Raw genomic sequence first — 13146 nt, 5'->3', positions numbered from 1 at the left:
TATTTTAAAGCTGCATTAAAATCCATCTCCTTCTCCAAAGCCCTGCATGAAAAACAAGCCCCAAATAAAAGTTGGATAGGCTCCAGACAAGGTCTTTTCACCCATACAGTGCTTTGGTCCATATTCAAAAGGAATAGCCTATGACTGATGCTCAAGCTCATGATCTCGACCCGGCGCAAGTCACTTCTTCTGGCGATCTCCCTCCTCCCAATAAAAGAAAAAAACTTCTTAAAATTGTAGCGATTCTTTTTATTGTCGCGGTGCTGATCTATGCATTGTGGATGTACTTTGCCAGCCGTTCGGTTTCTACAGATAATGCCTACGTAGGGGCCGATACTGCCCAGATTACCTCTATGGTGAGCGGACAGGTTACAGAAGTGCTGGTCAAGGATACCCAACAAGTCAAACAGGGAGATGTACTGGTACGTATTGATCCGCGTGATGCCAAAATTGCTCTGGCGCAGGCACAGGCAGAACTGGCCAAAGCCAAACGACAATATAACCAAACCTCGGCCAACAGCCAGTCACTAAATTCACAGGTGTCGGTACGCGCTGATGAGATTGCCAGTGCTCAGGCACAGGTTAAGAAGGCAGAGGCTGATCTTGCTAAGGCTCAGGCTGATTATGAACGCCGTCGCAAGCTCTCAGAAACAGGCGCAATTTCCAAAGAAGAAATGAGCAGTGCGCGAACCGTGTTAGATACCGCACGAGCTAGTTTAACCTTGGCACAAGCAGGTCTGTCTCAAGCTGAGGCTAACCGTAAAGCAGCACAAAGCACACTGGCCGCCAACGAAGCACTGATTCGTGGTGCCACTGAACGCTCTACTCCTGATGTGCTGATTGCCCAGGCACGGGTAGAGCAGGCGATGCTCGATCTGGAACGGACAGAAGTACGTGCGCCACTTGATGGTGTGGTCAGCCGCCGTAATGTGCAAGTCGGACAGCGTGTAGCGCCAGGAAACTCACTGATGGTGGTGGTTCCTGTGGCCCAGCTTTATGTCGATGCTAATTTTAAAGAAAGTCAGCTGGCAAAAGTCAGAACCGGTCAGGCTGTAGAGCTGATATCAGATTTCTATGGTGATGAGGTGGTTTATCATGGCAAGGTTTTAGGCTTCTCCGGGGGAACTGGAGCTGCTTTTGCTTTAATTCCAGCCCAGAATGCCACAGGAAACTGGATCAAGGTGGTTCAACGTCTACCAGTACGGATTGCACTTGACCCGAAAGAGCTGGCACAGCATCCGCTCAGGGTAGGGCTGTCCATGAACGCAACGGTTGACCTGACCAGGTAATTCAATATGAATAGCCAAAGCACACCTTTTGCCGACCTTAAAGGCGGACGGCTGCTGATTGCAGCGCTGGTGCTGGCACTGGCTAACTTTATGGTGGTCCTTGATACCACCATCGCCAATGTCTCATTACCACATATTACTGGAAGCCTTGCTGTGTCAAGTACACAAGGTACCTGGGTAATTACTTCCTATGCTGTTGCCGAAGCAATCTGCGTACCATTAACCGGCTGGCTGGCTGGCCGCTTTGGAGTAGTCCGTACCTTTGTTGCCTGCGTCATCGGGTTTACTGTCTTTTCAGTATTATGCGGCCTTTCAAACAGCCTGGCCTTACTGGTCATTTGCCGTATCGGGCAGGGGCTTTTTGGTGGGCCGATCATGCCACTAAGCCAGACTCTGCTTATGCGGATTTTCCCACAGGAAAAACATGCACAGGCGATGGGTCTCTGGGCAATGACTACCGTTATTGGACCAATTCTTGGACCAATTCTTGGCGGTACAATCAGTGATAATATTTCCTGGCACTGGATTTTCTTTATTAATATTCCAGTCGGTATTATTTGCGCTTTAGGAGCAGTGAGCCTACTCAAAAGTGCTGAAACTCCATTAAATAAGCTCAAGATTGATCACATCGGACTTATCCTGCTGGTAATCTGGATTGGTGCCCTGCAATTGATGCTGGATCTGGGTCATGAACATGACTGGTTTCACAGCAATATTATCAACAGTCTGGCTGCAGTTGCGATTGCCGGATTTATTGTATTTTTAATATGGGAAATTACCGAACATAATCCGATCGTAAATGTACGGGTCTTCAGGCATCGGGGATTCACGATTTCAGTACTGGCACTATCGTTTGGTTTTGGTGCATTTTTTGGCAGTATTGTGCTGATTCCACAGTGGCTACAGATCAATATTGGCTATACTGCGACCTGGGCCGGATATGTGACAGCAACAATGGGCTTTGGCAGCCTGACCATGTCTCCTGTTGTTGCTAAGCTTTCTACCCGTTATGATCAGCGTGCATTGGCGTGTTTTGGTCTGTTAGTCTTGGGTGGAGTGACCTTTATGAGAGCACTCTGGACCTCGGAAGCAGACTTTATGGCATTGGCAATTCCACAGATTCTACAAGGTTTTGCAGTGCCATTTTTCTTCATTCCACTGTCGAATATTGCTCTGGCGTCGGTATTGCCTCAGGAAATAGCCTCTGCTGCTGGTCTGATGAGTTTTATGCGAACGATGGCAGGTGCAATAGGTGCTTCTATGTCTGCCACGATGTGGGATGATCATGCCAAACTGGCACGCAGTGAAATTGTGTCGAGCTTGAACCCTGAACCGACACAACATGCATTAGTCCAAAGTGGTATGAGTCCGGAAGGTGCTTTAGCGATGATTTCCAATCTGGTAAACAAAGAGGCGCTCACATTAGCGGCTGACCATGTGTTTTTGCTATTTTCACTGGTATTTGTTGTATCTGGCCTGATTATCTGGTTGTGTCCAAAACCAAAAACAGGCGCTGCAACGGGGCCAACACACTGATGAAAAAACCAGGCTTGGCCTGGTTTTTTATTATTTATTCTTGTTGAATTAGCTTAGGTCGGACCGTACCCGCTGTAGGGCATCTTTCCAGCGCGCTAAATGTTGCTGACGCTCATCTTCTGACATTTGCGGTATAAATTCTCGCTCCAGTTGCCAGGAAGCTGAAAGATCATCCAGACTATTAAATACTCCAGCTTTTAGCCCCGCCATGGCTGCGGCGCCCCATGCCGTCGATTCCTGTAGTTTAGGCCGTAACACTGGTACATTCAGTAAATCTGCCTGAAACTGCATCATCATATCATTGCAACTGGCTCCACCATCTACACGCAGTTCTTTTAAGGGCTGATCCAGATCAGCCTGCATTGCAGACAATACATCAGAAACTTGAAAGGCAATTGCTTCTAGCGAGGCACGTGCAATATGCGCTTTTGTAGTTCCGCGTGACATACCGCAAATCATGGCCCGTGCTTCACTATCCCAATGCGGTGCGCCTAATCCGGTAAAAGCAGGCACTAAAACTACACCCTCACTGGATTTAACCTGTGCTGCCAGTTTTTCAGTATCACTACTTTTTTGAATGATCCCTAAACCATCACGTAGCCACTGCATAATTGCCCCCGCCATAAAGACACTCCCTTCGAGTGCATAATGGGCTTGATTCTGGCATTGCCAAGCTAAGGTGGTCAGCAGCTTATTCTGACTGAACTGGACGTCAGTGCCTGTATTAAATAACATGAAACAACCTGTACCATAGGTATTCTTGGCTGTACCTGCCTCAAAGCAGGATTGACCAAATAGTGCAGCCTGTTGATCACCTAAAACTCCCATGATTGGAATGGTTGAGCCCAAAAGTCCACTGGCGGTATCTGCAACATAGCAGTCAGACGAGATAATTTTAGGTAATACGGAATATGGAATATTAAACAGTTCTAAAAGCTCTTCATCCCAACTTTGGGTTTGCAGATTCATGAGCATGGTTCGTGAAGCATTACTCGCTTCGATGACATGTTCAGCACCTTGCGTCAGATTCCAGATTAACCAGCTGTCAATTGTTCCAAACGCTAAATGTCCCTGATCAGCCAGTGTATGCAGTCCCTCGACATGTTCGAGTAACCAGACCAATTTGCTTGCACTGAAATAAGGATCAATTCGCAGTCCGGTTTTTTCCTGGATTAACTGCATGTGGCCCTGTTCAATCATCTGATTACACCAGCCGGATGCACGACGGTCCTGCCATACAATGGCAGAAGTAAGTGCCTGACCAGTACGTTTATCCCACACGACCGTAGTTTCACGTTGGTTGGTTAAACCTAAGGCTTTAATATCCTTCGCCAGCAAATGTGCTGAGGCGAGTGCCTGCTGAACTACGGCAATTTGTGTAGTCCAGATTTCCTGTGCATCCTGTTCCACCCAACCGGAATGAGGAGTCTGTATATGAATTTCACGCTGTGCAGTGGCATGAATGCGGCCTGATTCATCAAAAATAATTGCCCGGCTGGAAGTTGTTCCCTGATCGAGTGCTAATAAATAACTCATGTTTTTATAAGAAGAACTTGAAAAATAAAATACTACCGCAATTATAGTATTAAACCTATCTCGCTCTTGATTTTAATGAATTACGGCATGGTAAATCAGTAAAAGTATGCTAAGATAGGAACGTAACTTGGGGGTGTCTCTGGCTTCGACGCTGGTGATGAAACTCATAGATGCATGCCGAGAGCGCATTTTCTCTCGTAAATCAAATTTGCATTTTTTAGTCGCAAACGACGAATCATACGCTCTAGCTGCCTAAGGGCAGCTTGTCCGCCTCTCTGAATACTTGTGGTTAGGGAGTCCGACTGAAGCGCACGCACACAAGTCCGTATAAAACCAAGCCTCGGGGTTTTGTACTAAATTAAGAGGATCGCGATTTGTACCCTGTTCGTCGGGTCACAAAGAGTTAAAAAAGTAGACGATATCTAAGCATGTAGTATTCTCGAGTGTAGTGCTGGCGGACGCGGGTTCGACTCCAGCCACCTCCACCAAAATTCTTTCCGAAGTAATCCATCGGGATCCAAAAAAGCCTTTAAACTCAATGTTTAGAGGCTTTTTTATTGGCTGTGTTGTCCGACCTTGTCCTAAGCTGTTTGACCCTATTTTTGCTTTATAAGGGTCAAAATTGGGACAATTTGACCCACTAAATAAGTTTAATTATGTGGGACAAAGATATGTCGCTTACCGATGTGCTGTGTAAAAAAGCATTACCGCAGGAAAAACAGTACCGCCTTTCTGATATTAATGGTCTGTCTTTACGAATCGATCCAAATGGCAAAAAATATTGGTCTATCAGATACACGGAAAATGGACAAAGGAAGTCCAAAGCATTAGGTATCTATCCTGAGCTAAGTTTAAAGCGTGCAAGGGAGATCGCGCTTGATCTGAGATATAAACTCAAAAATATAACTGAGGTCGAGCAGGAGCAGCCTTATTTTAAGGAAGTCGCAAAAGATTGGTTCAATAATCAAAAAGAAACCTGGTCATCCAAACACATCAGTAATGTTCGAGCTTCATTGGATGAGTTTTATATTACTCTGGCAAATAAACGAATCAATCAAATTCAAGCTTCTGAGATTTTGCAGGTCATTAAAAAAATTGAAGCTAGAGGATCTCTTGAAATTGCAAAACGTATCTTATCTCGTTGTGACATGGACATTATATTTATATCGTGACATGCCAAGTTATGCTAAACAACAGGAGAAAAAGATATGGTAGCCACAGGAATAGATAGCATCTGAAAAAACAGTTTCCTTGCTCGGTTTGGGAGAACTAGGAGCTGCTGCCACTATTAAGTTGATTGATAATAGTTCTAATGTATATGGATGGCGCAGAACATCTAAAAGTATCTCTAATATAGAATGTTATACAGGAAATGAGGGATTAAAGAGCATTTTTGCCAAAACAGATATTACTATTTCTATGCTAGCATTTACGCCAGAGACCGCATATAAAAAGACAGATTGGAATTGACTGCATTTTGGTAAGACAATGTAGCTATTCAGATCAACTACCACTTTTCCTCCACTTTACTATACTCTTTGATAAAAAGGGCCCAGCTCAAAGCCATGTTCTGTGAATTCTTATAACTTGTATCATATTAATTTTGGGAGAATTAAATTATATTTTAACGAATCCAAATTCTATTTTTAAATTAGAGTTGAGTCAGATAAGTAAATGTATATTCCAAATGATTTTCAAGAAGTACGCACAGAAGAGATAATGAACCTTATTAAAAATTATCCTTTAGCGTGTATAGTTGCTAATACTAAAGACGGGCTTATTGCAACACATGTGCCCTTAATTATGAAAACGGATAATACTTTAATTGGTCATATTGCAGTAAATAATGATATGAGGATACTTGTTTCTGATGATCAGGAAGTTCTATGTATCTTTAAGGGTGAGGATGCTTATATTTCAGCAAATTATTACCCAAGTAAATTTGAAGACCACAAAAAAGTACCTACTTGGAACTATCAGGTTGTTCATATATATGGGAATATAACTTATTTCATAGATAATAAAAGTAAATTATCTGCTGTCGGCATGCTAACGAAAATAAGTGAAGAAAAAGCTAATGGTAATTCAGGATGGAAAATGTCGGATGCCCCTAAAGAGTATTTAATGGATCAATTAAAAGAACTAATTGTTTTTGAAATAAATATATCTAGGATACAAGCTCAGTCAAAATTAAGCCAAAATAGAGAAAAAAGAGATTTCGATTCTGTAATTAAAAATTTAAAGGAAACTGGTAAAGAAAATCTTGCTAAAAGTATGTTAAAACTCGAAAGAAATTAAGAAAATTATTTATTTAATATAAGCGTGCTTATACATACTTAAAAAAGCCCAGATATGCATCTAGGCTTAAAATTTATGAAGCATATATAAATCAATATATTAAACCAAATTTTTTAGCCTTCTATAAACAGTATTATGTTAATTTTAGAAAATGTTAATCTTTAGTTAATATAATCTTCAGTTGATACCACTTGAGCATATGCAAATTCAAAAGCGGCCATTAATGTTGCATGGACATGACCAGCAGGCACTTTGACGCCATTAAATTCTAAGTCTAGCGTTGCACAGGCATCATGAATCACTTTTACCTTATAACCAAAATCAGAAGCAGCACGTACAGCAGCATCAACACACATATGGCTCATAGCACCAATCACGACTAACTCAGTCACTTGATTGCTATCTAAAATTTCTTTGAGAGTAGTGTTTAAGAACGCATTGATGTGATTTTTAATGACCACAGCTTCATCTTCTTGCGGCTTAACTGTGTTCTGAAATTCAATACCGTTTGAGCTGGGTTCAAATATAGGAGATTCAGCATCAGCAATATGTTGGACATGAATCACTTGAGTGCCTTGTTCACGGGCTTTAGTAATTACTTTCACAGCATTAGCAGCGGCTTGTTCAATATTTACCAATGGTAATTTACCTGTAGGTAGATATTCATTTTGTAAGTCGATAACTAATAAAGCTGATTTTGACATATCTGTTCCTTTACTTAATTAATATTTGTTTTGTTCTGCTTAGGATTTTAAAGAAGTGGAACGCTTCCACTTCTTTAAGTTACTTTAGAAAGAGAGCGTTTCACCATCGATAGGAATTAACACCTTATCTTGGATCCCTTTGTCTTCTACATATTCTGCAAGCTGAGCACGTGTTACCGACATGTGATTAATGGCATCCATGTGAACAGCAATGACTTTGGCATTTGGTGCTTTCTGAGTTGCGAGATAAGTATCTTCTTTCCCCATAATAATGGATTCTTTAAAGCCATTAACTAAGGCATTACCTGTATTCAAGACAATCACATCAGGTTTAAATGTTTGAATCGCTTGATCAACTTCAGAACGCCAGATGGTATCTCCTGCTACATAAACAGTTTCATGGCCAGCAGCTTCAAATACCACCCCCATTGCTTCGCCTAATCCAGCTTTAAGCTTAGGAATACGGTACATGGCATCAGTACCGTGTTGGCCACCAGTTTTAGTGAGCTTAATCCCTTCAAAGGTCTCTTGCGTTAATACACGAACATCTTTGAAGCCTTGTGACTGAATGACTTTCTGGTCTTCTTTATTCTGTACAAACACAGGCATGTTTTTCGGAATAGTCGCTTGTGCTGCATCATCCCAATGATCTAAATGGGTATGGGTCACGATTACCGCATCTACACCTTCTAAAATCGTTTCGGGCTTGATAGGCAAATCGACTAATGGGTTCCGTAAATAGCTACGATGAGTATCAGGGAAACCTTCATAGAACCCTTTTTTAGCAAACATTGGGTCAATTAAAAAAGTCGTATCAGCATAGGTTACTTTAATCGTTGCATTGCGAATTTCTTGTATATGCGTCACTTTAGAAGTATCTCGCTGAACCACGTTATCATTCGCATATAAATGGACTGAAGCCATTGCCAGAGAGAGGGCAATAACAGAGCTACTTAAAATTTTATTCATGTTCCAGAACCAATCATTTAATCATACTTGAATCATGCTTAAAAACATCAAACAAAAAAACTGTCCTTAAGGACAATCATCGAAACTATTGGGACAACATGCTATATTTATTATTTTAGGGAGGTAGATCGAATGACTATACCAGTGATTGGATTGTTTGTTTATCCCAATATAAATCCATTTCACTTCTCTATCCCGCATATCATTTTCAATATCAAGATTGAAGATAAACGCTTATTTGATCTGAAAATTTTTTCTTTAGATGGCCAACCGGTAAAAACCGAACAGTCTATGATAATTATCCCGGATGGTGGGATCGAACTCATGAAAGAGTCGGATCTTATTATTATTCCTGGATGGGATGATTTTAATCATGAGCCTGAACAAGTGCTTATCGATGCCCTAAATTGTGCATATCAGACTGGAATTAGAATTGTAGGGTTATGCTATGGAACTTATGCATTAGCATATGCTGGTTTACTTGACCATAAAAAAGCAGCTACGCACTGGATGGCTGAACAAGATTTTAGTGAGCGATTTCCACAGGTTCAGCTTGATCATGACGCCCTATATGTAGAAGACCAAAGGATCGTAACCTCTGCTGGAACAGGCGCAGCGTTGGACTGCTGCTTGTATTTGGTACGTGAAATCTATAATGCACAAATTGCCAATAAAGTCTCTAGAGTAATGGTGATCCCATCTCACCGTGAAGGTGGGCAAGCTCAGTTTATTGAACAGCCAGTCGCAGAATCGAGCCAAGATGCACAAATTAACCTATTACTTGATTTTTTAAGAAAGAATTTAGCTTTACCACATAATATTGAAAGCCTAGCTGAACGGACACATATGACACGCAGGACGTTCACACGGCACTTTAAGAAAGCGACAGGTATGACCTTAGTCGATTGGCTGAATACTGAAAGAATCAGATTAAGTTGTGAACTTTTAGAAACGACGAACTTGTCTATCGAAAAGATAACCGAGCTTTCAGGTTTTAATAATACCGTATCATTCAGAAAAAATTTTCGTGAAAAATATGGTACCAGCCCTCAGGCATGGAGAAAAGCTTTTGGGATCATTAATGAGGATAATCTTTCCCATTTAACATAATGGCTGTTATACGAAATATTTTAGGTAAAAACCTTTTAAATCAATTAATTATATATTTTAAATAACTTCAGAATAGACTCAATCAGCATTTCTGAAATAACTTGACGATTTATTATTAAAATCAGTAACTTATTACCACAAAAATTAATTAGAAAATAATCAATTCTAGGTTTTTGGTCCTGTTTACCGGGCTTTAAGTATTAAAATTATTCCCCTTTGTTGGGGATAAAATTTAAGCGTTTTTGTAGGTGAAAGCGTACAACAATATTGGACCTTTGCGGCTGACCAAGATAGGAAAAACTCCTTATGATAGTAATACAGGAACAGGATGTTCCAGAACATAAAACAATAATGATAGGTTCAGGCACCAGGATCGTGAGGTACAACAGGAGTTATACCTAGTTACCCGATACGAAAACCCCCGGCAGGACGCCAGGGGTTTTACTTTTAAACAATGATCTTATTAAATTATCACTAATTCTTATTTCCACTGAAAACCAACAGAAATACCTCCACCAAAGTTTCCGCGACTATTACCAGTGCCAGCTGCTTTGTATACCCATTTATTATTTTCAGTAATTCCACTTACTCCAACTGCATAACCTTGTTCACTTTCCCATTGACCAAGAGCGAAACTTGCCATACTTCCGCCTGGTTGAGTTGGTTGTGGTAAAGAGGCTATAGCGATACTAGATGCAACTGCTGCTTGATATTTAGTTTGAATATTATTAAAACGACGATCTGTATAAGTATTTGCTGACGCGAGAGTAGCGACATCGCCATCAATACGCGCAGTATCTGCAGCATCCATACGGGTATTTAATGTAGCATCTGCCAATACACGGGCATTACGTTCCGTATTCAAACCAGTATCTGTATAAGTATTTGCCGATGCGAGAGTAGCGACATCGCCATCAATACGCGCAGTATCTGCAGCATCCATACGGGTATTTAATGTAGCATCTGCCAATACACGGGCATTACGTTCCGTATTCAAACCAGTATCTGTATAAGTATTTGCTGACGCGAGAGTAGCGACATCGCCATCAATACGCGCAGTATCTACAGCATCCATACGGGTATTTAATGTAGCATCTGCCAATACACGGGCATTACGTTCCGTATTCAAACCAGTATCTGTGTAAGTATTTGCTGATGCGAGAGTGATGGCATTTGTTTGAGTAACTGTATTAGATAATTGTGAATAGTTAACAGCATCAGTAGCTCTTGTTCCAGCAGCTACACCCGATAAAGTCAATACGCCGTTATTTGAATTAGCTAGGGAAATACCATCATTATTCAAAGTAAGTTGGTTTCCACTATATGTACGAATAAAAGTAGATTCTTTGCCTGAGCTAAATGTTTCTATCATCGTATTGGTACCATTATAAACGCTAAAAGTACCAATACGTCCATCATCAGTATTGACATTAACTGAAACATTATTTTGATCTGTTCCAATAAGTACATCAGCATAAGAGTTTATGGAAATAGCAATAGCTAAAGTAGATAAAGAGAATTTTAACTTTTTTTTCATGAGAGACCCCAATTATGAAAATAATACTTTTAATACGAATTAGATACAAAAAAACACTCGCTTTATATCAAATAAAAACTGACAAATAAATATTATTGATTTTAAAATTAAGTATTTGATATATAATGTAAAAATAATTTTTATTTATATTTCTATTAATAAGTAATTGAAAATATAGGTTTTTTAATTAACGTTTTTTGTAAAAAATGTGAATTATTTCACAGAAAAATTTCTATTAATTTATATAGGTTAGTTATTCTTAAGTGTTTTTTTACATAAAGTTATTATTTATAATTTCTACTAACCTACCTTATAGAAAATAAAGCAAGCGATGGAAGATGAGATTGCTATGCTTTTAGAAAAAATTAATATGTTTGATTAACTGGTGTTAATAACAGCTGTGATTATATCGAAAAATATCAATATTAATTAATTTATAAACCGGAACTAGCAAAATGAAAAATAGTCTATTTTATTATCTTGGTTTATTTCTAATTTTATAGTGCTAATTATTTAAAAAAATTATTTTTTGTATTAAATATCGGAACGATTATCCCAATACAAAGATCAAAATAACTTTTAATAGGAAGCAAAAAAATTATAGTTTAAATACTTTTATTTTAATTCAAACTATAAGTATTATATCAATTATAAATAGCAAAATGAAGACTCGATGAATTTTTCATATCTAGATAAAAGCTATAAAAAAGTTAATCATAAAATAGCAATTTTTAGAAAAGGAACTCGCAATTATTGCAGGATGGGTAACAGTAAAGCTGATTTTAATATTGGTAAGGACAGTAATGATGGAAAAATTTAAGACCTATTTTAACTTGATCTTTGTCTTCATATTCGGACTCCTCCTTTTAAGCTGTCAATCTAATACAAAAAATACAGAGAACAATACAATGAATCAGCAACCTTGTTCACTACATTTTGGTCCACAAGGTTTTAAAGATTTTACTCACTACAATCAAGGGACGGTAGATAATCACCCAGTAGCGAGTTTTCGAGAATTAGATTTTTCACTACCGAACTTAGGCCAAATTAAAATCGAGAATAGTATAAGTAGCTTGACCATTAATCATGTTTTTTCAGTACTCGGAGCATCTTTTCATGGGGAAGAAGGTATTGAGGTGATGACTATCAATGCAGACTTAAACAAAGAAGAGTTTGTACATCCTGAACAAGCCTATCAAGCTTATGTTGATTTAATGAAAAAAATTAATCAGGCCGAGTGGAAAAATTATTTCTATCGTTTTTCTGCACGAATAGCAAAAGAAGATAATATTCGATATCTAATGGAATCAGGTGATGTCATTGATCCGACTTATATCTTTAATTATGAAGAATGGAAAAAAATAATAAATACAGTTGGAGGAAACTCGATCGGCTACCGCTTATATGGCAATGGTATCCTTTTGGATCTGAGTATAAAACAAACTAAAAAAACTGAAGATGGTAAAGAACAATATATGGTTCATTATACTTTCAATACAATTCGCTATGATGAAAGAAATTCAATGGATGATTCAGAGAATAATATTGATACTTATAAAATGACATCAAAAGAGTTAGAACAAGCATTTACAAATGAGTTGAGAAGAAATAAAAAATCAAGGGAAATTGATGAAAAAGAAGTTATGGCACAGGGCTACCATATTGATGAAGATTATGTTGATCCTGTCGTTTGGCCGTATGTTAAATAGATCAGTTATGGTTATTTGATTTTAAGAAATTCTAAAATTAACATGATGGGTGTTATACGAAGTTGACAATGGGAGCCTAAAGCTCCCATTTGTATTGTTAAACTGTACTAGCTCAAACCTGATCTGACAGTTACCCATTTTTTATTGTGCCTGTCAGGTTAAATTTGAGCTAAATTCTTCTCAGCCCAAATCCGTTTTCCATCAAGTAAAGTTTCAAGTGGTGTACGACCACAGCACATTTTTCCTTGATGAGTCCGTTCAGTATTATAGAATTTCAGCCAATCGTCTAGATCAACTTGTAATTCTTCCAATGAGCTATAAAGCTTCTTCCTAAACGTAATTTGATAGAACTCCTGCAAAATCGTCTTATGGAAACGCTCACAGATACCATTTGTTTGCGGCGAAGCTGCTTTTGTCTTCGTGTGATCAATATCATTAACTGCCAGATACAACTCATA

General features: G+C 39.0%; 10 protein-coding genes, 1 other RNA gene and 2 pseudogenes. 8 read left to right on the top strand and 5 right to left on the bottom strand.

Translation table 11 applies throughout. The features are described from left to right. Nucleotides 1-140: 140 nt before the first annotated feature. Entirely contained in the window at nt 141-1289 is a 1149-nt protein-coding gene (locus J502_RS08585; RefSeq protein WP_005406605.1) for an EmrA/EmrK family multidrug efflux transporter periplasmic adaptor subunit, read from the top strand. Between the two features lie 6 nt (nt 1290-1295). Further along, nucleotides 1296-2825: a DHA2 family efflux MFS transporter permease subunit gene (locus tag J502_RS08580; RefSeq protein ID WP_005406646.1), complete on the top strand. Its 1530-nt coding sequence runs from the start codon at nt 1296-1298 to the stop codon at nt 2823-2825. Nucleotides 2826-2873: 48 nt separating this feature from the next. Here the strand turns inward: J502_RS08580 and glpK are convergent, their stop codons facing one another. Beyond that, nucleotides 2874-4361 (bottom strand): glycerol kinase GlpK, encoded by a 1488-nt coding sequence (gene glpK, locus J502_RS08575; RefSeq protein WP_005406697.1) that lies wholly within the window; start codon nt 4359-4361, stop codon nt 2874-2876. 129 nt (nt 4362-4490) lie between these two features. Here glpK and ssrA point away from each other — a divergent pair. The 3 genes and pseudogenes from ssrA to J502_RS08560 all read left to right on the top strand — a co-directional run bounded on the left by ssrA (nt 4491) and on the right by J502_RS08560 (nt 6659). Then, nucleotides 4491-4849: a transfer-messenger RNA gene (gene ssrA, locus J502_RS16435) on the top strand. 183 nt (nt 4850-5032) lie between these two features. After that, a pseudogene (locus J502_RS08570) lies at nt 5033-5512 on the top strand (tyrosine-type recombinase/integrase); the annotation flags it as partial. A 523-nt stretch (nt 5513-6035) separates the two neighbouring features. Next, a complete protein-coding gene (locus tag J502_RS08560) occupies nt 6036-6659 on the top strand; it encodes an FMN-binding negative transcriptional regulator (RefSeq protein WP_034683825.1) in 624 nt (207 codons plus the stop codon). Between the two features lie 161 nt (nt 6660-6820). Here J502_RS08560 and J502_RS08555 read toward each other — a convergent pair whose 3' ends face one another. Both J502_RS08555 and J502_RS08550 read right to left on the bottom strand, forming a co-directional pair. Continuing rightward, nucleotides 6821-7363 carry a cysteine hydrolase family protein gene (locus tag J502_RS08555; RefSeq protein WP_034683824.1) on the bottom strand — a complete coding sequence of 181 codons (543 nt, stop codon included), beginning with the start codon at nt 7361-7363 and terminating at the stop codon, nt 6821-6823. 84 nt (nt 7364-7447) lie between these two features. After that, nucleotides 7448-8332 carry an MBL fold metallo-hydrolase gene (locus J502_RS08550; RefSeq protein WP_034683822.1) on the bottom strand — a complete coding sequence of 295 codons (885 nt, stop codon included), beginning with the start codon at nt 8330-8332 and terminating at the stop codon, nt 7448-7450. Nucleotides 8333-8464: 132 nt separating this feature from the next. Here J502_RS08550 and J502_RS08545 point away from each other — a divergent pair, with 132 nt between their 5' ends. Further along, nucleotides 8465-9442, top strand: coding sequence for a GlxA family transcriptional regulator (locus tag J502_RS08545; RefSeq protein ID WP_034683821.1), 978 nt, complete (start codon nt 8465-8467; stop codon nt 9440-9442). A 481-nt stretch (nt 9443-9923) separates the two neighbouring features. Here the strand turns inward: J502_RS08545 and J502_RS16355 are convergent, their stop codons facing one another. Beyond that, a complete protein-coding gene (locus tag J502_RS16355) occupies nt 9924-10979 on the bottom strand; it encodes a YadA-like family protein (RefSeq protein ID WP_052026679.1) in 1056 nt (351 codons plus the stop codon). Nucleotides 10980-11707: 728 nt separating this feature from the next. On the opposite strand from J502_RS16355, the pseudogene J502_RS17290 reads away from it, so the two are divergent. Both J502_RS17290 and J502_RS08535 read left to right on the top strand, forming a co-directional pair. Continuing rightward, nucleotides 11708-11799 (top strand): annotated as a pseudogene (locus tag J502_RS17290) (DUF2515 family protein); the annotation flags it as partial. Beyond that, on the top strand, nt 11786-12688 hold the full coding sequence (locus J502_RS08535) for a hypothetical protein (protein WP_034683819.1): 903 nt from the start codon (nt 11786-11788) through the stop codon (nt 12686-12688). The pseudogene J502_RS17290 and the gene J502_RS08535, both read left to right, overlap by 14 nt. A gap of 158 nt (nt 12689-12846) precedes the next feature. On the opposite strand, the gene J502_RS08530 is transcribed toward J502_RS08535, so the two are convergent. Further along, a partial coding sequence (locus tag J502_RS08530) for an integrase core domain-containing protein (protein ID WP_034683818.1) occupies nt 12847-13146 on the bottom strand: 300 nt, incomplete at its 5' end.

It is taken from the genome of Acinetobacter sp. 1294596, assembly GCF_000582925.1.
Taxonomy (GTDB): Bacteria; Pseudomonadota; Gammaproteobacteria; order Pseudomonadales; family Moraxellaceae; genus Acinetobacter; species Acinetobacter radioresistens.
The sequence above is the reverse complement of the archived record's forward strand: the minus strand, read 5'-3'. Positions and strand labels throughout refer to the sequence as shown.

Coding starts and splice junctions, on each gene's coding strand:
- J502_RS08585 (WP_005406605.1), top strand. CDS start 141: ATGACTGATGCTCAAGCTCATGATCTCGACCCGGCGCAAGTCACTTCT.
- J502_RS08580 (WP_005406646.1), top strand. CDS start 1,296: ATGAATAGCCAAAGCACACCTTTTGCCGACCTTAAAGGCGGACGGCTG.
- glpK (WP_005406697.1), bottom strand. CDS start 4,361: ATGAGTTATTTATTAGCACTCGATCAGGGAACAACTTCCAGCCGGGCA.
- J502_RS08560 (WP_034683825.1), top strand. CDS start 6,036: ATGTATATTCCAAATGATTTTCAAGAAGTACGCACAGAAGAGATAATG.
- J502_RS08555 (WP_034683824.1), bottom strand. CDS start 7,363: ATGTCAAAATCAGCTTTATTAGTTATCGACTTACAAAATGAATATCTA.
- J502_RS08550 (WP_034683822.1), bottom strand. CDS start 8,332: ATGAATAAAATTTTAAGTAGCTCTGTTATTGCCCTCTCTCTGGCAATG.
- J502_RS08545 (WP_034683821.1), top strand. CDS start 8,465: ATGACTATACCAGTGATTGGATTGTTTGTTTATCCCAATATAAATCCA.
- J502_RS16355 (WP_052026679.1), bottom strand. CDS start 10,979: ATGAAAAAAAAGTTAAAATTCTCTTTATCTACTTTAGCTATTGCTATT.
- J502_RS08535 (WP_034683819.1), top strand. CDS start 11,786: ATGGAAAAATTTAAGACCTATTTTAACTTGATCTTTGTCTTCATATTC.